This is a genomic window from Streptosporangium sp. NBC_01639 (genome assembly GCF_045209755.1).
Classification (GTDB): Bacteria; Actinomycetota; Actinomycetes; order Streptosporangiales; family Streptosporangiaceae; genus Streptosporangium.
The window spans coordinates 5,713,165-5,740,131 of the sequence record NZ_CP109272.1; the positions used below are offsets into that span (position 1 = coordinate 5,713,165).

The 26,967-nt window shown below is 70.6% G+C and carries 26 protein-coding genes; 13 read left to right on the forward strand and 13 right to left on the reverse strand.

Annotation, left to right across the window (positions count from 1 at the left end; genetic code table 11):
* Nucleotides 1-19: 19 nt before the first annotated feature.
* On the reverse strand, nt 20-589 hold the full coding sequence (locus OHA77_RS26185; RefSeq protein ID WP_406312108.1) for a biotin transporter BioY: 570 nt from the start codon (nt 587-589) through the stop codon (nt 20-22).
* Nucleotides 590-748: 159 nt separating this feature from the next.
* On the opposite strand from OHA77_RS26185, the gene OHA77_RS26190 reads away from it, so the two are divergent.
* Nucleotides 749-1,690, forward strand: a complete 942-nt coding sequence (locus tag OHA77_RS26190; protein ID WP_326825571.1) for a CoA ester lyase — start codon at nt 749-751, stop codon at nt 1,688-1,690.
* On the opposite strand, the gene OHA77_RS26195 is transcribed toward OHA77_RS26190, so the two are convergent.
* Complete coding sequence (locus tag OHA77_RS26195; RefSeq protein ID WP_326825570.1) at nt 1,680-2,249, reverse strand: DUF6529 family protein; 570 nt, start codon at nt 2,247-2,249, stop codon at nt 1,680-1,682. The genes OHA77_RS26190 and OHA77_RS26195 overlap by 11 nt on opposite strands.
* Complete coding sequence (locus OHA77_RS26200) at nt 2,249-2,908, reverse strand: hypothetical protein (protein ID WP_406312110.1); 660 nt, start codon at nt 2,906-2,908, stop codon at nt 2,249-2,251. Before OHA77_RS26200 ends, OHA77_RS26195 begins: the two co-directional genes overlap by 1 nt.
* 410 nt (nt 2,909-3,318) lie before the next feature.
* On the opposite strand from OHA77_RS26200, the gene OHA77_RS26205 reads away from it, so the two are divergent.
* Complete coding sequence (locus OHA77_RS26205) at nt 3,319-6,675, forward strand: hypothetical protein (protein WP_406312111.1); 3,357 nt, start codon at nt 3,319-3,321, stop codon at nt 6,673-6,675.
* Between the two features lie 36 nt (nt 6,676-6,711).
* On the opposite strand, the gene OHA77_RS26210 is transcribed toward OHA77_RS26205, so the two are convergent.
* The gene (locus OHA77_RS26210; RefSeq protein ID WP_406312112.1) at nt 6,712-7,095 is read right to left on the reverse strand and encodes an NUDIX hydrolase; all 384 of its coding nucleotides are present in this window, start codon (nt 7,093-7,095) and stop codon (nt 6,712-6,714) included.
* A gap of 89 nt (nt 7,096-7,184) precedes the next feature.
* On the opposite strand from OHA77_RS26210, the gene OHA77_RS26215 reads away from it, so the two are divergent.
* The 3 genes from OHA77_RS26215 (at nt 7,185) to OHA77_RS26225 (ending at nt 9,553) form a co-directional block, all read left to right on the forward strand.
* Nucleotides 7,185-7,826, forward strand: coding sequence for a DUF6758 family protein (locus tag OHA77_RS26215; RefSeq protein WP_326825566.1), 642 nt, complete (start codon nt 7,185-7,187; stop codon nt 7,824-7,826).
* Nucleotides 7,827-7,948: 122 nt separating this feature from the next.
* Entirely contained in the window at nt 7,949-8,665 is a 717-nt protein-coding gene (locus OHA77_RS26220; protein ID WP_406312113.1) for an MBL fold metallo-hydrolase, read from the forward strand.
* Nucleotides 8,666-8,671: 6 nt separating this feature from the next.
* The gene (locus OHA77_RS26225; protein ID WP_406312114.1) at nt 8,672-9,553 is read left to right on the forward strand and encodes a RecB family exonuclease; all 882 of its coding nucleotides are present in this window, start codon (nt 8,672-8,674) and stop codon (nt 9,551-9,553) included.
* 117 nt (nt 9,554-9,670) lie between these two features.
* Here the strand turns inward: OHA77_RS26225 and OHA77_RS26230 are convergent, their stop codons facing one another.
* Together OHA77_RS26230 and OHA77_RS26235 are read right to left on the reverse strand one after the other, a co-directional pair.
* Nucleotides 9,671-10,543: an alpha/beta fold hydrolase gene (locus OHA77_RS26230; RefSeq protein WP_406312115.1), complete on the reverse strand. Its 873-nt coding sequence runs from the start codon at nt 10,541-10,543 to the stop codon at nt 9,671-9,673.
* 99 nt (nt 10,544-10,642) lie between these two features.
* Nucleotides 10,643-12,538: a DEAD/DEAH box helicase gene (locus OHA77_RS26235; protein WP_406312116.1), complete on the reverse strand. Its 1,896-nt coding sequence runs from the start codon at nt 12,536-12,538 to the stop codon at nt 10,643-10,645.
* Between the two features lie 391 nt (nt 12,539-12,929).
* Between OHA77_RS26235 and OHA77_RS26240 the strand changes: the two genes are divergently transcribed.
* The gene (locus OHA77_RS26240; RefSeq protein WP_406312117.1) at nt 12,930-13,580 is read left to right on the forward strand and encodes a ferritin-like fold-containing protein; all 651 of its coding nucleotides are present in this window, start codon (nt 12,930-12,932) and stop codon (nt 13,578-13,580) included.
* 357 nt (nt 13,581-13,937) lie between these two features.
* Here the strand turns inward: OHA77_RS26240 and OHA77_RS26245 are convergent, their stop codons facing one another.
* From OHA77_RS26245 to OHA77_RS26255, 3 genes are all read right to left on the reverse strand, one after another.
* The gene (locus OHA77_RS26245) at nt 13,938-14,168 is read right to left on the reverse strand and encodes a DUF3107 domain-containing protein (protein ID WP_326825560.1); all 231 of its coding nucleotides are present in this window, start codon (nt 14,166-14,168) and stop codon (nt 13,938-13,940) included.
* 99 nt (nt 14,169-14,267) lie between these two features.
* On the reverse strand, nt 14,268-14,897 hold the full coding sequence (locus OHA77_RS26250) for a TetR/AcrR family transcriptional regulator (RefSeq protein WP_326825559.1): 630 nt from the start codon (nt 14,895-14,897) through the stop codon (nt 14,268-14,270).
* Nucleotides 14,898-14,966: 69 nt separating this feature from the next.
* Entirely contained in the window at nt 14,967-15,260 is a 294-nt protein-coding gene (locus OHA77_RS26255) for a hypothetical protein (RefSeq protein ID WP_406312118.1), read from the reverse strand.
* A 194-nt stretch (nt 15,261-15,454) separates the two neighbouring features.
* On the opposite strand from OHA77_RS26255, the gene OHA77_RS26260 reads away from it, so the two are divergent.
* Complete coding sequence (locus tag OHA77_RS26260) at nt 15,455-16,336, forward strand: Ku protein (protein ID WP_406312119.1); 882 nt, start codon at nt 15,455-15,457, stop codon at nt 16,334-16,336.
* 314 nt (nt 16,337-16,650) lie between these two features.
* On the opposite strand, the gene OHA77_RS26265 is transcribed toward OHA77_RS26260, so the two are convergent.
* The 4 genes from OHA77_RS26265 to OHA77_RS26280 all read right to left on the reverse strand — a co-directional run bounded on the left by OHA77_RS26265 (nt 16,651) and on the right by OHA77_RS26280 (nt 20,043).
* A complete protein-coding gene (locus OHA77_RS26265) occupies nt 16,651-17,013 on the reverse strand; it encodes a hypothetical protein (protein ID WP_406312120.1) in 363 nt (120 codons plus the stop codon).
* Nucleotides 17,014-17,671: 658 nt separating this feature from the next.
* Complete coding sequence (locus tag OHA77_RS26270) at nt 17,672-17,992, reverse strand: hypothetical protein (protein WP_406312121.1); 321 nt, start codon at nt 17,990-17,992, stop codon at nt 17,672-17,674.
* Between the two features lie 674 nt (nt 17,993-18,666).
* Nucleotides 18,667-18,993: a hypothetical protein gene (locus OHA77_RS26275; protein WP_406312122.1), complete on the reverse strand. Its 327-nt coding sequence runs from the start codon at nt 18,991-18,993 to the stop codon at nt 18,667-18,669.
* 684 nt (nt 18,994-19,677) lie between these two features.
* Nucleotides 19,678-20,043 carry a hypothetical protein gene (locus OHA77_RS26280; protein ID WP_406312123.1) on the reverse strand — a complete coding sequence of 122 codons (366 nt, stop codon included), beginning with the start codon at nt 20,041-20,043 and terminating at the stop codon, nt 19,678-19,680.
* A 298-nt stretch (nt 20,044-20,341) separates the two neighbouring features.
* Between OHA77_RS26280 and OHA77_RS26285 the strand changes: the two genes are divergently transcribed.
* The 6 genes from OHA77_RS26285 to OHA77_RS26310 all read left to right on the forward strand — a co-directional run bounded on the left by OHA77_RS26285 (nt 20,342) and on the right by OHA77_RS26310 (nt 26,943).
* On the forward strand, nt 20,342-21,250 hold the full coding sequence (locus tag OHA77_RS26285; RefSeq protein WP_406312124.1) for an alpha/beta fold hydrolase: 909 nt from the start codon (nt 20,342-20,344) through the stop codon (nt 21,248-21,250).
* Between the two features lie 78 nt (nt 21,251-21,328).
* Entirely contained in the window at nt 21,329-22,510 is a 1,182-nt protein-coding gene (moeZ, locus tag OHA77_RS26290) for an adenylyltransferase/sulfurtransferase MoeZ (RefSeq protein ID WP_406312126.1), read from the forward strand.
* Nucleotides 22,511-22,675: 165 nt separating this feature from the next.
* A complete protein-coding gene (locus OHA77_RS26295; protein WP_406312127.1) occupies nt 22,676-23,410 on the forward strand; it encodes a hypothetical protein in 735 nt (244 codons plus the stop codon).
* The gene (locus OHA77_RS26300; protein WP_406312128.1) at nt 23,404-24,654 is read left to right on the forward strand and encodes a S8 family serine peptidase; all 1,251 of its coding nucleotides are present in this window, start codon (nt 23,404-23,406) and stop codon (nt 24,652-24,654) included. Before OHA77_RS26295 ends, OHA77_RS26300 begins: the two co-directional genes overlap by 7 nt.
* A gap of 109 nt (nt 24,655-24,763) precedes the next feature.
* Nucleotides 24,764-25,717 (forward strand): hypothetical protein, encoded by a 954-nt coding sequence (locus OHA77_RS26305; RefSeq protein ID WP_406312129.1) that lies wholly within the window; start codon nt 24,764-24,766, stop codon nt 25,715-25,717.
* Nucleotides 25,711-26,943, forward strand: coding sequence for a S8 family serine peptidase (locus OHA77_RS26310; RefSeq protein WP_406312130.1), 1,233 nt, complete (start codon nt 25,711-25,713; stop codon nt 26,941-26,943). Before OHA77_RS26305 ends, OHA77_RS26310 begins: the two co-directional genes overlap by 7 nt.
* The last annotated feature ends 24 nt before the right edge of the window (nt 26,944-26,967 follow it).

A 26,967-nucleotide genomic window follows, 5' to 3' on the forward strand; every position in this document is an offset into this window, starting at 1 on the left:
CCGTACATGTCACGAGGGGTCAGCGGCGGGAGAGCTTCCACGCCGCCGGCAGCAGACCGGCCGCGACCGCGATCTTGAGGGCGTCGCCGGCCAGGAAGGGGATCACGCCCGCGGCGAGCGCCTTGCCCAGGCCCAGTCCGGTGACGGCCATGAGGACCGGCAGGCCGAAGGCGTAGATCGTCAGGTTGCCGAGGGCCATCGTGCCGACCGTGCGCAGCACGGTACGGTCGCCGCCGCGCTCGGCGAGCTTGCCGACGAGCGCCGCGGCGGCGATGAAGCCGATGACGTAGCCGAAGGTGGCCCCGCCGAAGCCCGCGGTGCCGTCCTGGAACCACGGGACGCCCGCGACGCCGATGAGCAGGTAGAGCGCCATGCTCAGCACCGCGCGGTTCATGCCGAGCGCCGCGCCGACCAGCACGACCGCGAAGGTCTGGCCGGTGACCGGGACGGGCCACATGGGGAAGGTGAGCTGCGCGGCCAGGCCGGTCAGGGCCGCGCCGCCGACGACGAGCGCGACGTCGCGGACGCGGGAGCCGGGGATGAGGTCGGACAGTACGGCGGGCCGGGCCACCGAGGAAGCGTGTGCCATCGTAAAAATCTCCCTTACCAATGCGTGCTCTCTATTCTCAGGACATCCAGGACAAGAGTCATACGAGATCGGTGCCAAGAACAGGCCGGGCCCTTTGTATAGGGGCCATAGCACGGCCCGCCCTGTCACGAGGGGCGGAACGGCCGCTAGCGTGTGCCCATGCGCTCGCGACGTTCGTGCCTGGCGGTGCCGGGCAGCAACCCCCGCTTCCTGGAGAAGGCCCAGGGGCTGCCCGCCGACGAGGTCTTCCTCGACCTGGAGGACTCCGTCGCCCCGCTCGCCAAGGAGGGGGCGCGCAAGAACATCGTGGCCGCCCTGCGCGAGGGCGACTGGTCGGGCAGGACGAGGGTCGTGCGGGTCAACGACCTGAGCACGCAGTGGACCTACCGGGACGTCATCGAGGTCGTGGAGGGCGCGGGGGAGTTCCTCGACTGCCTGATGCTGCCCAAGGTGGAGGACCCGGTCCAGGTGGTCTGGCTCGACACGCTGCTCACCCAGATCGAGAAGGCCAACGGCCTCCCGGTCGGCCGGATCGGCATCGAGGCCCAGATCGAGAACGCCCGGGGTCTGGTCAACGTGGACGCCATCGGCGGCTCGTCGCCGCGGCTGGAGACGCTGGTCTTCGGCCCCGCCGACTTCATGGCCTCGATCAACATGCGGACCCTGGTGGTCGGCGAGCAGCCCCCCGGCTACACCGAGGGCGACGCCTACCACTACATCCTGATGCGCATCCTGATGGCCGCCCGCACGCACGGCCTGCAGGCCATCGACGGCCCGTACCTGGCGATCAAGGACCTTGACGGCTACCGCCGGGTGGCCCGCCGGGCTGCGGCGCTCGGCTTCGACGGCAAGTGGGTGCTCCACCCGAGCCAGGTGGAGGCCGCCAACGAGGTGTTCTCGCCCTCCCAGGAGGACTACGACCACGCCGAGCTGATCCTCGACGCGTACGGCTACTACACGACGGTCGAGAGGCGCGGCGCGGTCATGCTCGGCGACGAGATGATCGACGAGGCGTCCAGGAAGATGGCGCTGGTGGTGGCGGCCAAGGGCCGGGCGGCGGGGCTCGGGCGCACCACCGCCTTCACTCCTCCTACAGCGTGATCCCGATCGCGGTGAAGAACCACAGAGCCGAGGTCAGCCAGAGTCCGGTCAGCGCGGTGAAGGTCAGCCCGCCGAGCACCGGGAGGCCCCAGCCGGGCAGCCCCCGCCGGGGCAGCGCCAGCATCTTCGCGGTGAAGACACCGTAGAAGAAGCAGCCCAGCAGCGAGTGGACCATCACCCGGGGCGTGTCGAACTGGGCGCCCAGCGCGTACAGGCAGTGGAACGCCACCGGAACCGTCAGCAAAAACGCCGCCCGGCCCGACCAGCGGTGCAGGGTGCCGATCCACGGCACGTTCAGGGTGATCCGGCCCCACATCACCAGGGCGGAGAGAAGCTGGACCAGAGCCAGCAGGAACGCGCCGGTGGTGAGCCAGGATTTCATGGCCAGCGGCCCGGAGAATCCGGCCGGGCCGATCGCGTAGCCGGTGGGGACGTGGCTCCGTCCGTACACGCCCAGGCCGACCGCGACCAGGGCGCCGACGGCGAGCGGCACGAGCAGCGGGGTGAGGCTCCGCCGCGGTGAGACCTGCGGGATCCGCGAGACCTGTGTGTCATCCATCAAAACCCTCCGATGAACTCGTCGACGTCCTGGGGGTCGATCTCCTGGCCGTCGACGGTCGCGTTCGCGCCCGGCTCCGGGATGGCCACGTCGGCGGGTTCGCCGTCGACGAGGGTCAGCCCGACCCGGCTGCCGTCATCCAGGTAGATCCAGCCGGCGCGCACCTTCGCGCCGCGGACGATCGCGCTCGCCCGGTAGAGCCCGGAGGGCTTCTTCACGGTGGGCGCCCGGAAGTCCCACTGCCTGCCGCCGAACCGCAACTCTCCGGCGGCCCCGCCGTCTCTCAGCCGGGCGGTGACGGAGGAGTTTCCCGGCCCTGACAGGACGACCCGGTCGCCGGTCGCCCGGCCCCGGAGCCAGGCTTCGGCCCTGCCGTCGCAGAAGTAGGCGATCGCCTTGCCGTCGCGGACCGAGACGGCGATGAGTCCGCCGTTGCCCTTGACCCGGCCGGCGTAGTCGGCCTTCTCGGGAGTAGGCCGGGCGGTCCTGGTGGCGGTGGGGGCGGCCGATGGAGCCGGGGTGATCGTGGTGACCACGGAGGGGACGTCCCGCGCGTTCACGTTCTGCGGCGCCGGTGTGCTGCCGGCGCTGAGCACGCCGAGTGCGACGGCTGTCGCCGCTCCGGCCGCCAGTGTGTAGACGGGCCCCAGCCGTTTCATGGTCTGCTCCCTGAGTGGTGGTCTCCTGCCTCAGGTGTACGCCTGCCGGGCGCGGGTGTCTGTGAACTAATCCACACAAAGACGGACTTCCATGGGACGGTCCGGACCCCATCGCGGCCAGGGCCAGCGAAAATATTTGGGCAAATAGGGATAATTCCGGCGTTGCATCGATAAATCTGACTAGAGAGGTCTCGTCATCGGAGCTCCGCCGTGTTGCTCTGGACGGTGTGCGGCCGAACTTCGGTCACCCGGCCGCCGGAGGTGATCGTTTGGATGGAACGGGGTAGGAGTAGGGTCACGTGCGATTCGCCGTTCCCATAGGGGGTTGCGGCAGAGTGTCGCGGAGATGACTGGAACGATCCGGGGTGTGGCCCCGGGCGCAACCGGGCTTCCTACAGGAGGTGCTGAGCGTGGCCCCGGGCCCTCACGACCCGCGCTCGCGAGAGTGGCCGGCGGACGACGGCGATGTCCGTGGCGACCCGGCACCCGCATCCGGGTCCCCGGAGTCCCACGGGCCCCGGGAGTCCCAGGAGTCTCCGCCCACGATCCAGCACTCCCCTCCCGGGCCCTCCGACGACGGCGTCCGGGGGCTCCCGCTGGCCTCCCCGTGGATGCTCCCTCCGTTCGCCTCGCCCGACCCGGACGGGAACGAACCCCCTCAGGCCCGTCCCGAGGGTCTGGGCGGCGAACGCCGCCGCCCGCACACCCAGCCCTACGCCTCCTCGTCCGACGACCCGTCCGTCCGCCCTCCCGCGCACGGACGGCCCCCCGAGCCCGACGACCCGTCCGTCCGTCCTCCCGTGCATGGACGGCTACCCGAGCCCGGCGACGGAAGCGTCCCGCCCGAACGGTCGTCTCGCAGGCGGACGGCTGACCGGCCGGATCTGCTGGTCGCCTCCGGGCCGCCCCGCGCACCCCGGGAGAAGCCCGAGCCCGGGACACCGGGTGAGCCCTGGGACGCCCGTGGGCCCGGGACGCCGGATGAGCGCCGGGGAGAGCGGTCCGACGCCCCCGGCGGGCCGAGGAAGGCGCCCCGGCCGGATCTGCTGGTCGCCTCCGGGCCGCCGCGCGAGCCCCGGGAGTCACCCGGCCCCTGGGAACCGTCGCCCGGCCCCTGGACACCGGATGAGCGCCAGGAGGAGTGGTGGCCCGACGCCACCGCCGTCTCCGGACCGGCGCGCAGGCTCGACGACGAGACCCGGGCAGGGCCGCAGGACCTCGCCGCGTCCGAACCCGAACCCGAACCCGAACCCGAGCCCGAACCCGATTCCGCGCCCGAATCCGCGTCCGCGGCCGCCGTACCGGCTCAGGAGGACTTCGAGCCGGTACGGCGGGTGGGGCGCCCGCCCGAAGGCCGGCCCGCCCGGCCGGACCTGCTGGTCGCCCAGGGCCCGCCCGGCAGGCGGGGACCGAACGGCGGGCGGCACCACCGGGCCGCGCCCGCCCCTTCGGCGCTGCGTCGTTCCAGCCCGACCAGACGCCGGCGCGGCCGTGGCCTGGTGATCCCGTTCCTGATGGTCCTGGTCCTGACCGGTGCGGTCGGCGGCGGACTGGTGCTGTGGGAGTGGGTGAGCGGGCCGTTCACCACCGGCCTCCGGCTGGTCGGCGACGAGGTGCGCTCCGGGGACGCGAACTTCGTGCCGCGGCCCGACCTCGGCGGAGACGGGTCGAGCCAGGTCCTCAACGCCGTGGCGTCGGCGGGCTCCGCCATGGTCGCCGTCGGCAGCGACACCACCAGCCCCGTCCCCAGACCGCTGTTCCTGTACTCCCCGGACGGGGGTGGGACCTGGCGGCTGGGCAACGTGACGGGACCGGCGGGTTACGAGGCGGGACCGACCACCGTGGGCCTGGTGGCGGGCGGCGAGGGCCGATGGCTGGCCGCGGGCAACGATCCCCTCGGTACCGGTCACGGCCTCTGGACCAGCGCCGACGGCTACAGCTGGAACGCGGTGGACCCCGGCGGGCTGGAGGTGTTCTCGGCCGGGGACAAGATCATGGACCTGGCCAGGACCTCCTCGGGCTTCGTGGCGGTGGGCACGACCGTCCTCCCGGACGGAGCCGCCGGAGCCGTCGCGTGGATCTCGCCCGACGGACGGAACTGGACCAGGGTGAACAGCGGGGAGATCAATCCGCCGGACCGGATCCGGGGTCTGGCGGCGGTCGTGGCCAAGGGCGACGCGGTGGTCGCGCTGGGCGACCCGGTCCGGAGCGGGTCCTCGTCCGTGGTCCTGCGCTCGGCCGACGGAGGCAGGACCTGGCTGCGGACCGACGCGGTGCTGACCGGCGTCCGCCCCGAATCGGGCGCGCTGGCGGTGGTGGCCGACGGTTTCGTGCTCGTCCCGACCCAGCAGCGCAGCGACAAGGGCGAGGTCGCCGTCTACTGCTCGCCCCAGGGCGACGACTGGTCCCGGTGCGGCACCATCGGCGGGCTGGCCCCCGACGGCTCGGGCGTCAGGCGCCTGGCCTCCTCGCCGGACGGGGTGGCCGCCGTCACCGAGTCGGGCTTCGAACGCTACTCCGTCTACACCAGCGAGGACGGCCACGACTGGCGGATGACCACCGACCTCGGGCAGGTGCCCGGCTCGCTGCGGGCGCTCGCCGTCTCGGACGGGGGCACGCTCGTGGTCGGCGGCGACGAACGCGCCGCCGACGTGGACAACCGCCTGGTCCTCATGACCGCGGCCAGAGGGGAGAAGGCACGCCCGGTCCCCCTGAACGGGATCGACGGCCTCACCAGAGCCGCCCGCGAGACGGCCAGGGTGGCCGCGGGGGGAGGCCTGTTCGTCGCCGTGGGCGCGGCGTCCGGCGACGCGGGGATCTGGACCAGCGCGGACGGCGAGAACTGGCGGACCGGTGGTCCGGCAGGCAGCCTCGGCGGTCCGTGGCGGCAGTCGCTCGGCGACGTCGCGCACGGCCGGGCCGGCTGGCTGGCCGTGGGCAGCACCATGCTCAACGCCTCCGCCACCTCGCCTCTCCTCGTCACCTCGGAGGACGGCACCACCTGGCGCGGGGTGTCGGCCCCGGAGCAGCTCACCCCGGCCGCCGAGCACTACTTCCTCGCTCCCCACGCGGTCGCCGCCGGCCCGTCCGGTTACGTCATCGCCGGTGAGGACCGCGGTCCGGCGGGGACCGTCCCCGTCCTGTGGTTCTCGTCCGACCTGAAGCGCTACACCAGGGCTCAGAAGCTCCCCGCCAGTGGCGGGGTGCGGCTGTACGACGTCTCGGCCACCTCGTCCGGCTACGTGGCCGTCGGCGGCACCGGCGGAGCACAGGAGACCGGCGTGGTCTGGGTCTCGGCCGACGGGGTCGAATGGAGCGCGCGCAAGCCGGTTCTGCCCCCGGGAGCGACGTCGGCCGGACTGCGGCACGTGGTCCTGTACGGCGGGCACATCGTCGCCGCCGGCACCGCGCAGACCGGGGACGGGCTCCGAGCCTTCGGCGCGGTGTCCGACGACAACGGCTTGACCTGGGAGTTCTCCTGGATCCCGGCGGAGGGCACGGCTGCCGTACAGGACCTGGCCGCGACCGCGGAGGGCGTGGTGGCGGTCGGCTGGCAGGGACGTCCGGGCGAGGGCGACAGCGTGGCGTGGACCTCCGAGGACGGGCTCTCCTGGCAGCCGCACACCCCTGCCCAGGGCGGCGACGGCGCCCAGCGGCTCGGCGCGGTCGCGATCTCCGGCGGCCAGGTGGTGGCCCTGGGCAGATCCACCACCTACAACGCCGACCACCTCACGCTGTGGCGCTCGACCCTGACGGCGGCTCGTTGACATCATCCCTCCCTGAAGGGGCGGGGGCTGCCACGCTCAAGGAGGCGCGATGACCGCCCATTCGGTGAGGGCGTCCAGCAGACCGGGGGAGAGCGGCAGCCGTACGAGCTCCTCCTCGGTGAACCACCGGGCGTCCGCGGCGTCGTCTCCGGCGGAGAGCGTGCCGCCGGAGACCTCGGCCAGGTAGTCGCGGATCACGTAGACGACACCGCCGGGTCCCGGACGTTCGACGGCACCGGCCAGGCGGCCGGGCGTGACCGTCAGGCCGGTCTCCTCCGCGACCTCGCGGACCACCGCGTCGGAGTCCGACTCGCCCGGTCCGATCCGGCCGCCGGGGAGCGACCAGAGCCCCTCGCCGGGCGGGTGGCCCCGGCGGATGAGGAGCAGCCGGCCGGAGCCGTCACGGATGATCGCTCCCACACAATTTACGCGCACGTTGAAAAGATTACGGCCGGATAACGCGGTGTGCCCTTGACGCGACGGCCGTTGACGAAGCACCGTTGGTAGGCGTGAGAGCCGCGCCTACCTGCCCGCGGTGTTTCGGCCCGCTCCGCCCGCCAGGCGCCTGGTCAAGTGCCTGGCGATGTGGTCCGCACGGTGACGTCCTGCCACTGCAGCCGCCGAGACGCCCCTCAGCCGCCGCCGTGGAGGCGGTCGGCCGCGACGCACTCGTGCCCGCCTGGTTGCCGTGGCCACTGCCCCAGGGCTGGCTGGTCACCGGACTGGGCGAGGCCGGCGACGAGCGCAGCGGCATCAGAGCCACCGTGGTGGCGGTCTCCGGTCCCTCGCTGACCTACGGGCCGGCCGACATGCTGATCATCGCCGAGGAGCCCGGCGTGGGCCTGGGAGCCGGGTTCGCCGGGCTGAAGGGCGCGGACCCGGGTGCCGGGTTCGACGAGGGGCCGTCGCACGCCAAGATCGACGTCAGCGGCCATCCGGCCGCGCTGTGGTGCGTGGAGGCCGCTCCCGACCGGGCGGTCTACGCCGGTGAGGCGCTGGGCAACTGGCTGTGGGTGGTCGTCTGGCCCGCGGAGGCCGGCTACCTGATAACCCTGACCGAGTTCGCCCTGCGTGACCTGCGGGACCAGGGACAGGCCTTCGATCTGCCCTTCGGCGCGTTCTCCCCGCGGCTGGGCGGCGAGGAGATCTGACACGCCGTTGGGCAGCGTCAGGCAATGGGAAGCCAACAGACGGGCGAATAGGGCGAATAGGAAAGCTATCCGTTACCCACCTCCGAGCCGTGAGCGTGAGCGAGGCAGTAAAGTTCGGAAGCGTGACAGCGCGTATCGAACGAGTGGTAACCGAGGGCGTCGTCGATGTCGACGGCGTCGAGCACAAGGTCGAGAACAACACCTGGATCGTGGGTGACGACGAGGAGGTCATCGTCATCGATCCCGCGCGTGACGCGGAGAAGATCCTGGAGAAGGTCGGCGATCGGGAGGTGCTCGCCGTCATCTGCACCCACGGCCTGCCCGACCACGTGGGCGCGGCCATCGAGATGGCGGCACGCGACGAGGCCGTGGTCGCCCTCCATCCCAAGGACCGGCCACTGTGGCGGCTGACCTGGCCGGACACCTGGCCGGACATCGACATGGAGGACGAGGGGGTGTTCGGCGTCGCCGACGCCGAGCTGGAGGTCATGTCCACCCCCGGCATCTCCCAGGGCGGCGTCTCGCTGTATTGCGAGGCCCTCGACGCGGTCTTCACCGGCAAGACCCTGCAGGCCGACGGGCCCGGCAAGATCGGCGGGGAGTACCCCGCGCTGGCCGACCAGCTCACCGCGATCGGCGGCCGGCTGTTCACCCTGCGTCACAGCACCCGAGTGCTGCCCGCGCACGGTGAGGAGACCACCATCGGTGCTCTGGAGCCGCAGTTCGACGCCTGGCTGTCGGGCTCCCTGACCCGCGGCGAGGTGACCGAGAAGGCCGAGACCCCGCTGAGCGACGGGACACGGGCCGCCAAGATCAACCTGAAGCTCCTCGACGAGTAGTCCTCCGTGGACCAGCTCCCCCTTGAGGGCATGCCGCGGCGGCTGTACTCCTGCACGCCGTCGCGGCTGAACACCTGGCTGGACTGCCCCCGGCGCCACCGGTTCACCTACCTCGACCGGCCGTCGCCGCAGAAGGGGCCGCCCTGGGCGCACAACAGCGTCGGGGCGAGCGTGCACAACGCCCTGGCCGGCTGGTGGCGCGAACCCTACGAGCGGCGGACGCCGGTGACGGCGGCCACCCTGGTCACCAGGGGATGGATCAACGAGGGATTCCGCGACGCCGAGCAGTCGGCGGCCTGGCGCGACCGGGCCCGCGAGATGACCGCCGGATACGTCGCGAGCCTCGATCCTTCCGACGAGCCTGTCGGCGTCGAGCGGACCGTGGCCACCAGGACGTCCGTCATCGCCGTCTCCGGCCGGGTCGACCGGCTCGACCGGCGGGGCGACGAACTGGTCGTGGTCGACTACAAGACCGGCCGTCGTCCCCTCACCGCCGATGACGCCCGCTCCTCGCTCGCGCTGGCCGTGTACGCCATCGCCTCCGGCCGGATGCTGCACCGTCGGTGTCACCGGGTCGAGCTCCACCATCTGCCGACCGGCTCGATCGTGGAGTGGGAGCACACCGACGAGTCCCTGGCCCGCCACCTGAGCCGGGCCGAGGAGATCGCGACCGAGGCCGCCGAGGCCGAAGACCGTTATCGCTCCTGGTCCGGTACGGCGCGCACCAGGAGCGCGGACCGCACCCCGCCGAAGGTCCCCGAAGAGGTCGACGCGCACTTCCCGCCCAGGACCGGCCCGCTCTGTTCCTGGTGCGACTTTCGCAGGCACTGCCCGGAGGGCCAGGCCGCCTCGGGCGACCGCCGCCGCTGGGACGGCCTCGCCGACTGACGGTGACGTCGGCCCTGGGACGGCCTCGTCCATTGACGGTGCGGGCGCCTGGCGGTGGGTCCGATCCACCGACGGGTCGGCCCGGCCGGGACCGCTCACCGGGCCCGTCGGGTGGTCTCAGACCAGCGGCCGTGTCTCGGCCGCGTTCCAGAACCGGACGAGCGCCGCGGCCGTCGTCTCCGGGGCCTCCACCGCCGGGGAGTGGGCGGCACCGGGAACCACCACGCACTCGGCGTTCAGCCGGTCAGCCATCTCCGACTGCGTCCGCGGTGGCCAGCCGTCGTCGTGCTCGCCGTACAGGACCAGGGTGGGGACCTCGACCTGGGTGAGCTCGTCGCACCGGTCCGGTGCGGAGAGCACCTCCCCGGCCATCGTGATCATGCCCGTCGGGGAGTTGGCGAAAATCCGCTTGCGCAGGAACGCGATGATGTCGTCCGGCACTCCGGTGGCCAGAACCTCCGGCTCCATCCGGTCATGCCATATGTGCTCCAGGCCGAACCCGGGAAGCTCCGCGAGCATCGTCCGGGCGGCCCGCTCGCGCACGCCGACGATCCCGGTGGGGCCCGAGCTCATCAGCGTGTAGGACGCGAACTTGGTGCGGCCGTCGATGACCGCCTCCCGGGTGACCAGGCCGCCGAAGGAGTGCCCGACCAGGTGGAGGGGCTCACCCCCGCCGATCGTCTGCGCGAGGACGTCGATGTCGTTGCCGAGGGCCGCGCAGGTGTAGGCGCCGGCGTCCTCGGGGCCGTCCGTCTCGAACTGCCCGCGCATGTCCACGGCGACGACCCGGCGCCCCGACTGGGCGAGCGTCTGCAGGATCGCGATGAAATCCTCCTTGCTGCCCGTGAGGCCGGGGACCAGCAAGGCGGGCCAGCGCTCAGCGACCCCACTGATCGGCAGGGCCTCCAGCACGGCGAAGGAACCCACCGTCGTGTCGATCTGACGGGATCGGACGCCAGGAGGCAGGGTCAGAAATCGCGGCGTACTCACGTGGCCCCACGATACCTCTCTTGGTGACATGACTCTGTGCGTCTCATGACGCGGAAAGGGGGACGCCACCCGTGGTCGCGCCCCCCTCACCGGCTACGGCTAGCTCGGGCGGCGTCCGCCCCGCTGCTGCTGTTGCTGACCCCTGTTCGGCGGGCGGCGGCGGCTCTGCGCCCGCTCCGAGGCCGCCGACGGGGCGATCTCGTCGTCGTCCGTCGCCAGATCGGGTGACTGGAAGATCACCGAGAACGGGCTCGCCGGAATGATCTTCTCCGGCTGCGGCCGGGGTGCGGGCTCGTCGTCCCGGTGATCGGTCACGGACTCGTCCTCCCACTGGGGAACCTCGGCCACCGGCTCCCGCCTGCGGCGCGGTCCGTCGGTCCGGTCCGCCACGGGCTCCCGGAGAGGCTGGGTCTCGGTGTCACCGATGAGGCTCACCTCGGGGTTCAGTCCGGCCTTCCGGGTCCTGCCCCGGCGGGGCGCGGTCTCGGCGGGCTGGTCGGTAATGGAGTCCTTGCGGAACGTCACGTCCACCTCCACCTCGGCGAGCTCGGTGATCGGGCTCTGGACTCCCTCGGCCACGGCGGGCAGCGGGGTCTCCTCGGCTCTACGGCCGGCGCGGCCGCGCCGGCGTCTGGGTTCTTCGACGGGCGCCGTCTCGGTGACCGTCTCCATCGGCTGGACGGTCTCCACCTGCTGGGCCGTCCCGGCTCCGTCGGCGCCCTGCTGGCCCCCGCGGGTGCGGCGGCGCTCGCGGGGTGCGCGGGCGGGACGTTCGCGGCGCTCGTCCCGCTCCTCGTCGCGTCCCCGGCGGGGGCCGCGGGAGCGGATCCGCCCGGTCTCACCGAGGTCCTCGACCTCCTCTGCGGCCAGGCCCGCCCGGGACCGGTTGGCGCGCGGCAGCACGCCCTTGGTGCCCTCGGGGATGCCCAGGTCGCTGAAGACGTGCGGGGAGGTCGAGTAGGTCTCGACCGGCTCGGCGAAGGCGAGCGACAGCGCGTTGTTGATGACCTTCCAGCGAGTGAGGTCCTCCCACTCCACGAAGGTCACCGCGACGCCGGTCTTGCCCGCCCGGCCGGTGCGGCCGATCCGGTGCACGTAGGCCTTCTCGTCCTGCGGGCAGTCGTAGTTGACCACGTGCGTGACGTCGTCGACGTCGATGCCGCGCGCCGCGACATCGGTCGCGACGAGGACGTCGATCTTGCCGTTGCGGAAGGCCCGCAGAGCCTGCTCGCGCTGGCCCTGTCCCAGGTCTCCGTGGACGGCCGCGGCGGCGAAACCACGCTCCTTGAGCTGCTCGACGACCATGTCGCAGGCGCGTTTGGTCTCACAGAAGATCATCGTGAGTCCGCGCCCCTCGCACTGGAGCAGGCGGCCCACGATCTCGACCTTGTCCATCCGGTGCACGCGCCAGACGAACTGGGTCGTCTGCGGTGTCGCCTCGGCCTCGACGTCGTTGTTCTCAGCCCGTACGTGGGTGGGACGGGTGAGGTAACGCCGGGACAGGGCGACGATCTCGCCCGGCAGGGTCGCCGAGAACAGCATCGTCTGCCGCTCGTTCGGGATGAGCTTGATGATGCGCTCGATGTCGGGCAGGAAGCCGAGGTCGAGCATGCGGTCGGCCTCGTCGAGGACGAGCATGTCGATCTGGCCGAGGTCGAGGTGCTTCTGCTTGACCAGGTCGAGCAGGCGCCCCGGGGTGCCGACGATCACGTCGACGCCCTGCTTGAGCGCCTCGATCTGGGGCTCGTAGGCGCGCCCGCCGTACACGGTGAGAATCCGCGAGCCGAGCTTTCCGGCAGCCGTCACCAGGTCTTCGGTGACCTGTACGGCCAGCTCGCGGGTCGGTACGACGACCAGCCCGCGGGGCTTCTTGCGGTTTTTCCGGGGCTTGCCGACACGCTGCAGCATCGCCACGCCGAAGGCGTAGGTCTTGCCGGTGCCGGTGCGCGCCTGGCCGATGATGTCCTGGCCGTTGAGGGCCAGGGGGAGTGCCATCTCCTGAATCGGGAACGGCGCGATGATGCCCTCGGTCTCAAGGGCATCGGCGATCTCCGGTGTTACTCCGAGGTCTCGGAACGTCGTCAGCTTGGCCTGCCTAAATCTCCGTTGAAGGCAGTCCTGCCGGGACCACGGGCAGAAATCTTTCCCGTGCCGGGTCCTCGCGGAAGGGCCAGCCCTCTCATGTCATCAACGACCGCTGCGGCGTCACACCGACTTCGGGGGCGTCCGAGAGCAGATTCCCCCGGATTAACACAGTGCGGTCGCACTTTCTCAGAGCAGTGTACTCGATACCACAACGCGGAACCGATTTCTTGATATTCCTGCTCAATTGCCGGGTGAGTCAACTCGGAGGATGTCCGCACCCGGTAGCTCGTAGGCTGCGTGTATGAGTGATTCCCCGGCCGGCGTCGCCGACCTGCTCGGTGTGCTCGCCTATGCCGAGCTGACAGCCTTCCTGCGTCTCGCGGAGGATGCCACCCGGCACGCCCCGTCGCTGGGCGACCGGGCCGCGCTCGGTGATCTGGCCGCTGCCGAATACGCCCATTTCCGGCTGCTCCACGACCGGCTCGCCTCGCTCGAGGTGGATCCGGAGGAGGCGATGGCTCCCTTCGTCGGGCCGCTGGACGACTGGCACACTCAGACCGCGCCGCGAGACTGGCTGGAGGCTCTGGTCAAGGCGTACATCGGCACCGGGATCGCGCTTGACTTCTACCGTGAGGCGGCCGCCCGTGTGGACGCCGCGACGCGGCAGCTCGTCGAGGAGGTGCTCGCGGACGAGGGGCGGTCGCAGTTCGCGGTGGAGCGGGTGCTCGCGGCCCTCAAGGAAGACCCCACGCAGGGTGGACGGCTGGCGCTGTGGGCCAGGCGGATGGTGGGGGAGACGCTGAGCCAGGGCCGGCAGGTGGCGGCGGCCCGGCCGGAGCTCGCGAAGCTGCTGGTGGATGCGGCGGGGGAGGACATCACCCGGATGTTCACCCGGCTGACCGAGGCGCACGGCAGGCGGATGGCGGCGATGGGGCTGACCCCGGGCCCCTGAGGCGTGGTCCGGTTCCTCGTGGGCGCCTCCCGGAGGCGTGGCGGGACAGGTCTGCCGAATAGAGCAGCGTGGAAGCGCCGAACGGCTGTACCGTGCGAGATATGAGGGCCTCGCGCCGCTATGGCAGTTCCTTGACGAGATGTGGGCCGAATCCCTGGAGCTCGCGCGCCGTGTTACGCAGGGGCGGAGCGGACTGCCCGGCCATCAGCCTGGGCCGGCACCGCGTCCGCCGGGCCCGTCGCCCGCGCGGTTGCGGGCTGGACGAGCGGGACGGCTGCTCCGGCGGCTGAGCCGTCCCGCGACCCGCGCCATGGCCGCCGGGGGATCGGCGACCTGGCGCGGGCCGTACGGGATTTTCTAGAGGGTGCCGCCGAAACCGACGGTCCTGGCCTCCTCCTCGCCGATCTCGATGAAGCCGAGAGACGAGATGGGGACGAGGACCCTGCGGCCCTTGACGTCGGTGATGCCGAAGATGCCGCGGTCCATGGAGACCGCCTTGCCGAGCTCCTCCTCGACCTGTTCGGCCGAGAGATCGGTCTCCACTACGAGCTCACGGTGCACGGAGCGCACACCGATTTTGATTTCCATCGTGCTCCCTTTCGACGAGGGCTGCTCGTCCCATGGTCGCCCCATCGGGCGCGCGACGCGCCGGTTGATCGCGCCAAGCGAACAGGCGCCGCCCATCCGTCAGTGGTCGGCGGTCGTGCGGGGGAAGCCTGAGATGCCGCGCCAGGACAGGCGGGCGATGAGCTGGGTGGCGGCGTCCTTGGGAATGGAGCCGTTGCTGCTTATCCAGTATCGGGCGCTGACCTCGGCCATGCCGACCAGGCCGACGCCCAGCAGGCGGGCCTCGTCGCTTGAGCAGCCGGTGTCCTCCTGGATGACCTGGCTGATCATCTCGGCGCTCTCGCGCAGGTTGCGCTCGATCCGCTGGCGGACCGGGGCGACGTTGCGCAGGTCGGACTCGAAGACCAGGCGGAACGCCTCGCCCTGGTTGGAGACGAAGTCGAAGAAGGCGCCGATCGCGGCCTGGACCCGCTGCTTGTTGTCCGTGGTGGAGGCGAGGGCGTCCCGGCAGCGAGCGATCATGTCGTCCACGTGCAGGTCGAGCAGGGCCAGGTAGAGCTCCTGCTTGCCGGGGAAGTGCTGGTAGAGCACCGGCTTGCTCACCCCGGCCCGTTCGGCGATGTCGTCCATCGCCGCCGCGTGGTAGCCGTTCTCCACGAAGACTTCCTGCGCCGCGCTGAGCAGCTGGCGGCGACGGGCCAGCCGGGGCAGCCGGGTGCCCCGGGGCTTGGCGTCCGGGGTAGCGGTCACAGTGTTCTCCTCGCGGGTGCTCCTGTTGTCGTGAGTCATCCTACGCGTGGGTAACCCGGGCCGCTGGTATCAGCGGTAGTCGTCCTCGCCGGTCTCCACCGTACGGCTCTGCTCGGCGGTGTCCGCGGGGTCGGCCTCAAGCGGGATGTGGTCGGGCCATTCCGGGCCGTCCTCGTTCACCGTCCGGCTCTGCTCGGCCGCGTCGGCCTCCGGCGTCTCGGCCGAGGTCTCCCCGGGCCGGTCGGAGGCCTCCTCACGCACCGGGCGGTGCTGTTCGGCCGCGTCGGCCTCCGGTGTCTCGATGCCGATCTCCGCGGAGAGGGCGTCGTCGGGCTCTTCGCTGCGCGTACCCATCTCCGGCATCGCCCTGCCTCCGTTCTCCTGCGAACACTGGACACCGCCAAGCGTACGGCGTCCGGACCCGCCTGCCGAAAAAGGCACGGCATCGGATCCGCCATGACGGGTACCTGCCTCGTTGGTAAGTGTTTCCGGCTGTACGACAACACTTCCGAACTCGTGTGCGAAAATCAGTGGAAGCTCCAAGGTAGGGAGATGCCATGCGGAGCATCTGGAAAGGCACGGTCTCGTTCGGGCTGATCACGATCCCGGTCAGGCTGTTCGGCGCGACGGAGCGTCGCGACGTCGCCTTCCATCTCGTGCACGGGGAGGACGCGGGCCGGATCCGGTTCCGGCGGGTCTGTCAGGTGTGCGAGGAGGAGGTCCCGTTCGCCGACGTGGCCAAGGGCTACGAACTCCCGAGCGGTGACATGGTCGTGCTCGCCGACGACGATTTCGAGGACCTGCCGCTGTCCAGTTCGCGCAGGATCGAGGTGCTCCAGTTCACCCCCGCGGACCAGATCGATCCGATCATGCTCGACAAGGCCTACTACCTGGAGCCGGACGATGCCGGGGTCAGACCGTACGTGCTGCTCCGCGACACGCTGGAGCGGTCCGGTCTGGTGGCGGTCGTCAAGGTCGCGCTGCGGCAGCGCGAGTCGCTCGCGGCGCTCCGGGTCCGGGACGGGGTGCTCCTGCTGGAGACCATGCTCTGGCCGGACGAGGTGCGTGTCGCGGACTTCGCGTTTCTGGAGGAGGGGGTCGATGTCCGGCCCCAGGAGGCGCGGATGGCGGAGTCGCTGATCGAGACGATGGTCGCGGACTTCAACCCCTCGATTTACAAGGACGCCTACCGGGAGGCGCTCCAGGAGGTCATCGAGGCGAAGATCGAAGGCAGGGAGGTCGTCCCCGCCGAGGTTCCGGTTGACGAGGGCCCGCCGGCCGATCTGATGGCCGCGCTGCGGGCCAGTGTCGAGGCGGCGAAGAAAGGGAGCGGCAGGAGGACGCCGGCCCGGGACGAGGAGCCGGCCGAGCCGGTGAGTGATCAGGGCGCCGGGGAGAAGACGGTTTCCCGCGGAAGGAAGTCGCGCCGTCCGGCATGAGCGCCGGTCGGGTCATCGGTTTCCGATGGAATGAGGGCTCCACGCTTCGAAAGCCGTGGAGCCCCCGTCCTTAATACGGTTGACAGCCGATGTCACCCTGACCGAGGCGCGGATTATGCGCTTTCCGCGATATGCCCGTATTGCTCGCCGGGCCGTTGCCATCTCGTGGATGGTGGCGGTCGGCGGTGGATATACGGGCGCCCGGCCCTTCCCGCCTATGGGCCGGAGCTCGTCATGCCCGTGGTCCGCTCACGCGTGGCCGGACGTCTCGGCCACCTACCGCGCTCAGCTCAAGGTGTGATCCGGCTGGAAGGTCAGAGACCGCCCTCGGCGAGCGCGGCACGCTCGGCGGCGTCCTCGCGGTCCCACTGGAACTGCCGCTGAGCCTGCCTCTGGTCGTTGTTGCCCCTGACGATGTTGGTGTTGTGGTTGTTGGTGATGACCCGCACCCTGAAGTGCTCGCGGCGGTGGTGGCAGCCCCGGTGGCAGCCGCCGCCGCAGCCGCAGCGCCGCCAGCCGCAGCCGCCGCCGCAGTGGGCTTGGAAGCCCGCGATGGTGGTCTGGGCCACGGCCGCGTTGGCGGTGGTCATGGTGGTCGCCGCGCCGAGGCCGACGATTCCGCCGGCCAGGGCGGTGCTGATCGCGAGTCCTGCGACGACGCTCTTGATCGTGGGCATTGCTTTCCCCCTTGTGGAAATGGTGCTCCCCCGACATTTCATAACTATCCGGAAATGTCGTAGATGGTCCACGGTGGCCCATCCGTCACATATTTGATTTCCGTCCATATCGGGCAATAAACAGAGATTGCTAGATTTTAATATCGGGTGAGTTTCCGCCAACGCCTGATATCCCCGGCGGTGTCGCTCCGCCGGGGTTCTCGATAGGGGAGAGGTCGCCGACCCGTCTGACGGCCGTAATACGGTCAGAGGCGCAAAGAGGAGAAAAGCGCACGAAAGGTACGATGAAAGGCGGCCGGAGAGGAACGAAGCCTGCGGATCCTGCCGAGGGGGAGGGTTTTCCCGTCGGGGGGACATATGTCTTACAGTGTGGGTGCCTGCCAGCGGAATGCGTTTGCCGGGGGTTGGGGCTCCACGCTGTGAAAGCCGCGGAGCCCCGTCCCGGAGCGCCGTCGGTGAACGGTGTCACCGCCGGCTGCCTCCGGAATTGTGAGCCTGTTTCCAGGTGCCCGTGTTCTCCTGCGCCGCCTTCTTGCGGTCGACGGTGTTCTCAGTGGACACGGGCGCTCGGCCTTTCCGCCCTGGGCCGGAGTTCGTCGCGACCGTGCGCCGGTCGCGCGTGGTCAGCCGACTCGACCACGTGCCGCGTTCGGACTGGTCAGTCCTCGTCTTGCCGGTTGAACTGGAACTGACGCTCGGCCTGCGCCTGGTCGTTGTCGCCCCGGACGAAGTTCTGGTTGTCGTTGTTGGTGTGGATCCGCAACCTGAAGCGCTCGTGACGGCGGTCGCAGCGGTGCTCGTGGCCGCCGCAGCAGCAGCGCCTGTGGCCGCCGCCGCAGGTCTGGAAGCCGACGACGGTGGTCTGGGCCACGCTTGCGCTGGCGGCGGTCGCGGTGGTCGCCGCGCCGAGGCTGATGATCCCGCCGGCCAGCGCGGTGCTGACTGCGAGTCCCGCGAAGACGCTCTTGAACATGGGCATTGTGTTTCCCCCTTGAAAGGATTTGTTGCCCTCACTGACATTTTCCAAAGTGATTGGAAAATGCCCTGGACGGACCGTAACGGTCCATCCCTCTTAGACTTGATTTCCTTCGATGTGGGACAGTAAACGGGGGCTGGCGGCTTTTAGTCTCGATCATATTTTTGTCGATGGCGAAGGTTTTTTTAGGGAGGTCGTCCCAGCGGAAGAAGGGTCGCATGGCGGCCTGACGGCCACGCTGCGCGCCGACGTCTAAGCCGTCGATAAAGGACGCGGCGAAAAATGCGCCGGTAGGGAGAAGATGTCAGCCGAGCCCGCCGGGCGGCATAGAAAGGATGTGGAGAGATGGCCTCTCGTAAAGGAAAAGCATGCCGCTCGGCATGAATGCATCGGTGGCTAAACGCGCTTTCCGTGGAGTAGGGGCTCCGCGCTTCGAAAGCCGCGGAGCCCCACCCGGAATGCCGTGAACGATCAGTGTCATCCTCGGCTGAGCGCCGGGTTCTCGAGCCCATTCCCAGGTGTCCGTGTCCGCTGTGTGGTCGCCGCCTTACTGTCGAAAGCGACGGTCTCAGCGGACGCGGGCGCTCGGTCTTTCCGCTCTGGGCTCGAGTTCGTCGCGACCATGCGCCGGTCGTGTGTGGTCAGACGTCTTGACCACACGCTGGCGTTCGGACTGGTCAGTCCTCGCCTTCCCGGTCCCACTGGAACTGCCGCTGAGCCTGCGCCTGGTCGTTGTCGCCCCGGACGACGTTGCGGTTGTCGTTGTTGGTGTGGATCCGCAGCCTGAAACGGTGGTGCTCGCGACGGTGGTCGTGGCGGCAGCCGCCGCAGCCGCCCCAGCCGCCGCCGCAGCCGCCGCCGCAGGTCTGGAAGCCCGCGATGGTGGTCTGGGCCACGGCCGCGTTGGCGGTGGTCATGGTGGTCGCCGCGCCGAGGCTGACGATTCCGCCGGCCAGTGCAGTGCTGATCGCGAGTCCTGCAAAGACGCTCTTGAACATGGGCATTGTGTTTCCCCCTTGAAAGGATTTGTTGCCCTCGCTGACATTTCCCAGAGTGGCTGGGAAATGTCGCGGATGGTCCGTAACGGTCCATCCCCCAGAGACTTGATTTCCAGTCATATCGGACGATAAACGGAGATTTTTTGCCTTTAATACCGGCTATCTCTTTATCGACCAGGAAGGTGGCATGCAGGGGTAGTACCCTCGCGATAGAGGGGTTCAGGCTCATGCCACGGCCCTTCCGACTGCCGGTGCCGGGGTCGCAGGGAAAAGGCAGGCAAGGACGCGGGAGGGGTGGAATTCCGGCCGGAGCCTGCCGACTGAAATGGTGCAGGGGAGAATGACGTCTCCCCGGGGGTGGCCGTCGGGCACGAGTGGCTCGCCGGTCGGCCGTGCTCTCCATGGAATGGGGGCCCCGCGCTCTGGAAGTCGCGAAGCCCCCATCCGAAATGCCGTGGACAACCGGTTTCACCATCGGCTGAGCGCCGGTTCCCTGGGCCTTTTCCGAGGCGCCCGCGTTCTTTCCGCGACCGTCGTCTTCTCGCGGATGACGACGGTCGCGGAGAATGCGGGCGCCCGGCCCTCCCGCCATGGGTCCGAGCTCATTGCGACCGTGGATCCGGCCCGCAGGTGGTCGGATGTGCCGACCACGCGCCGTGCCCCGACTGGAGCGCGGTCCCGGCTGGGTGACTACAGGCCGCCACCGACGGGAGGAGCGGCGACATCGCCCCCGCCTCCGCCTCCGCCCCTACGGCCGTCTTCGCGACGGTCCCACTGGAACTGCCGCTGAGCCTGCGCCTGGTCGTTGTCGCCCCGGACGTCGTTGTGGTTGCGGTTGTTGGTGAAGATCCTCAGCCTGAAGTGCCTGCGCTCGTAGCGGCGGTCATGGCCGCCGCCGCAGCCGCCGCCGCAGTGGGTCTGGAAGCCGACGATGGTGGTCTGGGCCACGGCCGCGTTGGCGGCGGTCATGGTGGTCGCCGCGCCGAGGCCGACGACTCCGCCGGCCAGCGCGGTGCTGATCGCGAGTCCTGCAAAGACGCTCTTGAACATGGGCATTGCGTTTCCCCCTTGAAAGGATCGGTTGCCCTCACTGACATTTTCCGGAGTAATTGGAAAATGCCCTGGATGGTCCATAAAGGTCCATCCCTCGCAGTCTTGATTTCCGCCCACGTTGGGGGACAAACGGAGATTGGCGGCTTTTACTCTTAGCTTATCTCTTTATCGACAATGTTAGACTCTTATTAATTGTTTTGCTGCTAAATGTCTTTAATGTCGTTTTTGGTAGGCGGACCTGCGGCGGGCGGCTATCGTCGGAGTGGAGGCGAGCAGGGGAGGACGGAAGGACGTGGGGAGCATGGAGCCGATCCCGATCTGGCCGGGTGAGCTGATCAGTCTGGGAGAGCAGCGGATCCACGTGCGGTCGACCCCGCCCGGGGCCCGGGAGACCGCCGTATACGTGCACGGTCTCGCGGGCTCGGCGACCAACTGGACCGATCTGATGGGCGAACTGTCCGACATGGTCACCGGTCACGCGATCGACCTGCCCGGAGCGGGACACTCACCGGAGGATCCCGGCGGGGACTATTCCGTCGACGCCTATTGCAGAACCGTCATCGCGCTCATCGAGCGGGTCGCCGAGGGGCCGGTTCACCTGTTCGGCAATTCCATGGGCGGTGCGGTGTCCGTACGGGTCGCCGCGACCCGTCCGGAGCTGGTCCGCTCGCTCACGCTCATCTCACCGGCCCTGCCCGACCTGCTCCCCAGGTACGGCCCGGCGCGGGTGGCCCTGTCGGCGGTGCCGAGGCTGGGCGAGTGGGCCGCGACGCAGTTGAGCGCCCTGCCCGCCGAGCGCAGGCTCAACGCCACGCTGGGCATGTGCTACGCCGACCTCGGCCGGATCCATCCGGAGCGACTCCGGGAGGCGGCCGAGGAACTGCGCCGCAGGGACGGCCTGCCGTACGCGGCGGCCGCACTGGTCGGCTCGGCGCGAGGTCTCGTCACCGAGTACTTCCGGCGCGGCGAGGAGAACCTGTGGCGGCAGGCGGCCGCGGTGACCGCGCCCACACTGGTCATCCACGGCCGCCATGACCGGCTCGTCAACCCGCGCATGGCCGCGCGGGCCGGGCGGACGTTCCCCCGGGTGCGGCTGGTGCTGCTGCCCGACGCCGGGCACGTGGCGCAGATGGAGCTGCCCCGGAGAGTCGCCCGGGAGGCGCGGAGCCTGATCGCCGAGACTGCCTCCGTCCCGATTGGGAATGACTGAGGCACCGCATTAGGTTGTGAGTGGTGTGTGCTGCGCTCAGCACGCCCTCTCAAGACCCCCTGAAACGGGAGCAGAACTGTGTCGTTGCCACCGCTGGTAGAGCCGGCAGCCGAGCTGACCGTCGACGAGGTGCGCCGTTACTCGCGCCACCTGATCATCCCCGACGTGGGCATGGCCGGGCAGAAGCGCCTGAAGAACGCCAAGGTGCTCTGTGTGGGCGCCGGCGGTCTGGGCTCCCCCGCGCTGCTGTACCTCGCGGCCGCGGGCGTGGGCACGCTCGGGATCATCGACTTCGACGTGGTCGACGAGTCCAACCTGCAGCGTCAGGTCATCCACGGCCAGTCGGACGTCGGCCGCCTCAAGGCGGAGAGCGCCGCGGCCAGCGTCAGGGAGATCAACCCGCTGGTCGACGTGGTCGTCCACAACACGGCGCTCACCACCGACAACGTCATGGAGATCTTCTCTCAGTACGACCTGATCGTGGACGGCACCGACAACTTCGCCACCCGCTACATGGTGAACGACGCGGCCGTCCTCCTCGGCAAGCCGTACGTCTGGGGCTCCATCTACCGCTTCGACGGCCAGGCCAGCGTCTTCTGGTCCGAACACGGCCCCTGCTACCGCTGCCTCTACCCCGAGCCCCCGCCCCCCGGCATGGTCCCCTCCTGCGCCGAGGGCGGCGTGCTCGGCGTGCTCTGCGCGTCGATCGGCTCCATCCAGGTCAACGAGGCCATCAAGCTTCTCACCGGCATCGGGGAGCCGCTGGTCGGCCGTCTGATGATCTACGACGCCCTGGAGATGAACTACCGCACGGTCAAGGTCCGCAAGGACCCCGAGTGCGTGCTCTGCGGCAAGAACCCGACGGTCACCGAGCTCCTGGAGGACTACGAGGCGTTCTGCGGCGCGGTCTCCCAGGAGGCCCAGGAGGCGGCCTCCGGGTCCACGATCACCGCGGCCGAGCTCAAGTCCCTGCAGGACGCCGACGAGAACATCTACGTCATCGACGTGCGCGAGCCGAACGAGTACGAGATCGTCTCCATCCCCGGTGCGGTGCTCATCCCCAAGGGCGAGTTCCTCAACGGCTCCGCGCTGGAGAAGCTCCCGCAGGACAAGCGGATCGTTCTCCACTGCAAGTCCGGTGCCCGGTCCGCGGAGGTCCTGGCGATCGTCAAGAACGCCGGCTTCTCCGACGCGGTCCACCTCGGCGGCGGCGTGCTGAGCTGGATCAAGACGGTCGACCCGAGCCTGCCGGCCTACTAGCCGTCTGCCGCCCGGCGCCCCGCGGAGCACCGCTCCGCGGGGCGCCGTGTCGTTTGGGCGCGCGGGGCGGGCGCCGGTCGTCCCCCGTCGGGAGGGAATCTCCGATATGCCGGATCAAGACGGAACGGCAGATGACACCCTCCTCCCCGCATTAAGGTCGAGGGCGTGAACGGAGCCCCAGGTCAGCGACGGCCACCGTGGCCGATGCTGGCCGCGGCGTCCGTGTTGACTTTGATCTGCGCGGCGATGGCCTGGGTGGCTTCGAGCACCGCCGGAGCGGAGCTGACGCGTGGTCCCAGCCAGGCGGAGCTGGATCGTGCCGCCGTCGACGAGATGGCCCTGCGCTGGCAGGTGTGGCCCGCGGGGCGGATCTTCCCCGACGCCGTCAGCTACGCCGCCGAACAGGGCGGCGAGGAGAGTGCCCATCGGGTGGGCATCTCGCCCGAGACCCGCTGCGACAGAGGCGTGGACACCAAACTGGCGGGTGCGCTGCGGCGGGCGGGCTGCCGGGGCATCCTGCGCGCCACCTACATCGACGCGCTCCAGGGCATCGTCGTCACCGTCGGCGTGGCGGCCTTCCCGGGGGAGGCGGGCGCGGCCGAGGCCAGGGCGGCGCTGCCCAGGGGCGGCCGTCCCTCCCCGGGCCTGCGGGCACTGGCCTTCCCCGGCACGGTCACCGACCGCTTCACCGCGGCGGGACGGCAGAGCAGTCTGGTACGGCAGGGCGGGCCGTACGTGGTGATGACCACGATCGGCCAGACCGACGGCCGTCCCGGCAAGGCGGTCGGGGAGCAGCGGCCGACCATGTTCGCCTTCGCCGGTGACATCGCCGACCGGGTCCTCGCCGACCTGACCACGCCCATGCGTCCCGACTGCCTCTCCGAGGAGTGGCGGTGCTGAGGTGGGCCGGTGCCGCCATGGTGCTGGTCCTGATCGGGCTGGGGCCGGTATCCGCCGCGCACGCCGACGACGTGCGGGGGAGCCAGCGCCAGGTGCTGCGGACCCTCGACCTGCCCCGTGCCTGGCGGATCTCCGAGGGCAGGGGCGTGACGGTGGCGGTGCTGGACTCGGGCGTGGACCCCGGCCACCGAGACCTGGCAGGCTCGGTGACCGTGGGCAAGGACTTCACCACGGGGGCCAATCCGCCGGGAGTCACCCCTCTGCGGTTGCACGGGACCTACATGGCGTCGCTCATCTCCGGTCATGGGCACGGGCCCCGGGGAGCGGACGGTGTGGTCGGCGTCGCCCCCAAGGCGAGGGTGCTGTCGGTCCGGGTGATCCTGGAGGACGAGGAACCGGGGTTCCGGGAGTTCAACACCGCCGAGCGGTTCGAGAACGTGGTGGCCCAGGGCATCAGGTACGCCGTGGACCAGGGCGCGGACGTGATCAACATGTCGATCTCCAAGGAGCTGGCGACCAAGGAGGAGCGGGCGGCGATCCGCTACGCGATCTCGCGGGGCGTCGTGCTCGTCGCGGCGGCGGGCAACGACGGGGCGGGCAAGCCCGACTCCACCGGCTACGCCCCCTACTCCTACCCGGCGGCCTTCCCCGGGGTGGTCTCGGTCGCCGCGGCGGACCGCGGGCTGCGCAGGGCCTCGTTCTCCAACTGGAACCCCTCCGTCCTGGTGGCCGCGCCCGGCGTGGACATCCTGGGTGCGGGGCCCGGCGACGCGTACTGGGTCGGCCGCGGTACGTCCCAGGCGACCGCGCTCGTCTCGGGAGTCGCCGCACTGATCAAAGCGAGATATCCAAAGATGTCGCCCGCGTTGGTCGCGCAGGCGCTCACCACCGGGGCGGTCCGGCGGCCGGCCGGGGGCTACGACACCGGTATGGGCTTCGGCGTGGTCAACGCCCCCCGGGCCCTCGCCGAGGCGGCCAGGATCTCCCGCCACACCCTCACCGCGCAGGGGGCCGCCGGCCACGACCCCGCCCGCCCGCTGGGCAGGGGAGCGATCCCGGTGCAGGTGGTCCACCGCGACCGGCACAAGATCACCCTCTACGGCGGGGTGGCCGTGGCCGCCGGGTTCGGCGCGTTCGCGTCCCTGACCGTGATCGTCGTCCTCGTCGGCCGGGTGTGGTCCGCGGGCCGGCTCGTGGACGGACCCGCGGACGACCCGGCCGAGCCCCCGCTTCCGGTGCGCTGACCGGACGGTCGCGGCCGCGGTGGCCGCGAGGGGCGCCCCACACGGAACGCGACGTCACAAATACCCTCCGGCGATGGGGTGGCGAGGTCCTGCGACGTAGCATCGGAGTATGTCGAAGCCCGGGCGGCCGCAGGAGCCGGGACGGCGCCCGCAAGCCTCGGCGCCTCCTGCCCGTGAGGGATGGCCGCCGCGCGGTTCCCGGACGCCGCCTCGGCCGAGGAGCGCCCAGGCCCGGGGCGCGCCCGCACCCGGCGGCACCCGGCGGGTCCGGGCCTGGCCGGCCACCGGCCACGACCGCCTGGCGGCCGAACGCGTGGAGCTGGCGACCCTGGAACAGGGGATCCGGTTCCGTGCGATCTTCCTCATCCTGATGGGCGTCATCCTGGCGATCGGGGCGAGCGACGTGCTCGCCGGCGCGGCCGGGCTGTTCCGTGAGACCGCGACCCGGCCGCTGACCTCCGCCGAGCAGGCCCGCTACATCAAGGACGACATCGCCGGGCGCTGGCACAACTGGACCACCGACATGGTCTTCCCCACCGAGCTGCAGTACATCGGCCTCGGCCGGACCCAGCAGTACGCCCGGCGGATCGGCCTCGCTCCCGAGGTCCCCTGCAGAGCCGGGGTCGACGCCTCGACCGGCTCCGTCCTCGCCCAGTACGGCTGCCGTACGCTGCTGCGGGCCACCTATGTGGACCAGTCGTCCACGTTCGTGATCACCGTGGGCATCGCGGTGCTCCGGGACGAGGAGGCGCGGATCGCCGCGACCGCCCAACTCCCCGTGGACAACCGGGTGGGGGTGCGGCCCGTGGCGTTTCCCGGAACGGCGAGCGGGCTGTTCGGCGCCGCCCAGCGGCAGCGCAACGGCTGGATCCCGATCGGGCCCTACATCGTCTTCTCCACCGCCGGTTACAGCGACGGCCGTACCCGGGAGTCGATCCCCCACGAGGAGATCCTGCACAGCGAGTTGTGGCCGGCGGCGCAGGCGGTCGCCGGACGCATCGCCCGCGCGCTGGGGGACGAGCCCAGCGCCGTACCGCAGTGCACCCAGGGAAACGTGTGCTGAGGCTCCGGCGGGGATGGGCGGCGGGCGTCCTGGTCGCGCTCTCCGTGCTGGTCGCCGCTCCGGCCGGCGCCGCCGACGTGCGTGAGGACCAGAGCTGGGTGCTGAAGGCGATGAACGTCGAGCGGGCCTGGCAGGTCACCAGGGGAGCGGGCGTCACCGTGGCACTGGTGGACGGCAGGGTGGACGACGACGTCGCGGAGCTGCGCGGCCGGGTCGTCTCCGGGCCCGTGATGGGCTCGGAGACCTCGGCGGACGGACTCACGGAGGCCGGGCACGGCACCGCGATGGCCTCGCTCATCGCCGGAGCGGGCAAGGGGGACGGCGGCCTCCTCGGGATCGCGCCCGAGGCCCGGATCCTCTCGCTGCCCGTGATCCTGCTGCCGCGCGACGGAGACCCGACCACCCTGCCGGAGAAGGACCAGCGGACGGGGGCCGACAGCCCGCTGGCCCGCGCGATCCGCTACGCCACCGACCACGGGGCCAAGGTCGTCAGCATGTCCCTGGGCGCCTACGGGCCGCACCGGGCCGAGCGCGAGGCGGTCTCCTACGCGCTGTCGCGGGGCGTGGTGCTGGTCGCGGCCGTCGGAAACGACGGCGGTTCCGACTACGCCCTCGACAACGCCACCTCCTTCTGGAACTTCCCCGCCGGATACTCCGGGGTCATCGGGGTGGGCGCCGTCGACTCCACGGGCCGGCCGGCCCCGTTCAGCAGCGACAACCTCTCGGTCCTGGTCTCCGCGCCGGGCGTGGGCGTGCCGGTGGTGACGCCGGGCGGCGACCACGGCACCTCGGAGGGGACCAGTGCGGCGACCGCGCTGGTGGCGGGGGTTGCCGCACTCATAAAAGCTAAATATCCGGATATATCGCCGAGTCTGGTGTCGCAGGCACTCACCTCCACTGCCGGATCCGCACCCGACGCCGGATACGACGACCATGTCGGATTCGGCGTCGTCGACGCCGGTGCGGCGCTCACCAGGGCGGGCGAGCTGATCAGCCGTACGACGGAGGCGCCGTCGCCCGTCGGCAAGCACTTCGGCGCGGGCTCCCAGTCCCAGGAGCCCGCCAGACCGGGCCCCGATCCGTTCCGGCTCTGGCTGTACGGCGCGGGCCTGTTCGGTGGGCTGCTCGCCTTCACCGGAGCCGTGGTGTTGCTCAGCCGCCGCCCGCAGCACGCCGTACCGGCGCCGGAGAGGCGCGTGGCAGGATGGCCGGGGCCGCGCCGGTGAGTCCGCCGGGACGTGCGACCACTT

Bases quoted from the DNA above. Each gene is read 5' to 3' on its own strand.
- OHA77_RS26190 (WP_326825571.1), top strand. From the start codon at position 749: ATGCGCTCGCGACGTTCGTGCCTGGCGGTGCCGGGCAGCAACCCCCGC.
- OHA77_RS26235 (WP_406312116.1), bottom strand. From the start codon at position 12,538: ATGGCACTCCCCCTGGCCCTCAACGGCCAGGACATCATCGGCCAGGCG.
- OHA77_RS26200 (WP_406312110.1), bottom strand. From the start codon at position 2,908: ATGAAACGGCTGGGGCCCGTCTACACACTGGCGGCCGGAGCGGCGACA.
- OHA77_RS26240 (WP_406312117.1), top strand. From the start codon at position 12,930: ATGAGTGATTCCCCGGCCGGCGTCGCCGACCTGCTCGGTGTGCTCGCC.
- OHA77_RS26265 (WP_406312120.1), bottom strand. From the start codon at position 17,013: ATGCCCACGATCAAGAGCGTCGTCGCAGGACTCGCGATCAGCACCGCC.
- OHA77_RS26195 (WP_326825570.1), bottom strand. From the start codon at position 2,249: ATGGATGACACACAGGTCTCGCGGATCCCGCAGGTCTCACCGCGGCGG.
- OHA77_RS26285 (WP_406312124.1), top strand. From the start codon at position 20,342: ATGGAGCCGATCCCGATCTGGCCGGGTGAGCTGATCAGTCTGGGAGAG.
- OHA77_RS26270 (WP_406312121.1), bottom strand. From the start codon at position 17,992: ATGCCCATGTTCAAGAGCGTCTTCGCGGGACTCGCAGTCAGCACCGCG.
- OHA77_RS26255 (WP_406312118.1), bottom strand. From the start codon at position 15,260: ATGCCGGAGATGGGTACGCGCAGCGAAGAGCCCGACGACGCCCTCTCC.
- OHA77_RS26275 (WP_406312122.1), bottom strand. From the start codon at position 18,993: ATGCCCATGTTCAAGAGCGTCTTTGCAGGACTCGCGATCAGCACTGCA.
- OHA77_RS26260 (WP_406312119.1), top strand. From the start codon at position 15,455: ATGCGGAGCATCTGGAAAGGCACGGTCTCGTTCGGGCTGATCACGATC.
- OHA77_RS26305 (WP_406312129.1), top strand. From the start codon at position 24,764: ATGTCGAAGCCCGGGCGGCCGCAGGAGCCGGGACGGCGCCCGCAAGCC.
- OHA77_RS26280 (WP_406312123.1), bottom strand. From the start codon at position 20,043: ATGCCCATGTTCAAGAGCGTCTTTGCAGGACTCGCGATCAGCACCGCG.
- OHA77_RS26185 (WP_406312108.1), bottom strand. From the start codon at position 589: ATGGCACACGCTTCCTCGGTGGCCCGGCCCGCCGTACTGTCCGACCTC.
- OHA77_RS26245 (WP_326825560.1), bottom strand. From the start codon at position 14,168: ATGGAAATCAAAATCGGTGTGCGCTCCGTGCACCGTGAGCTCGTAGTG.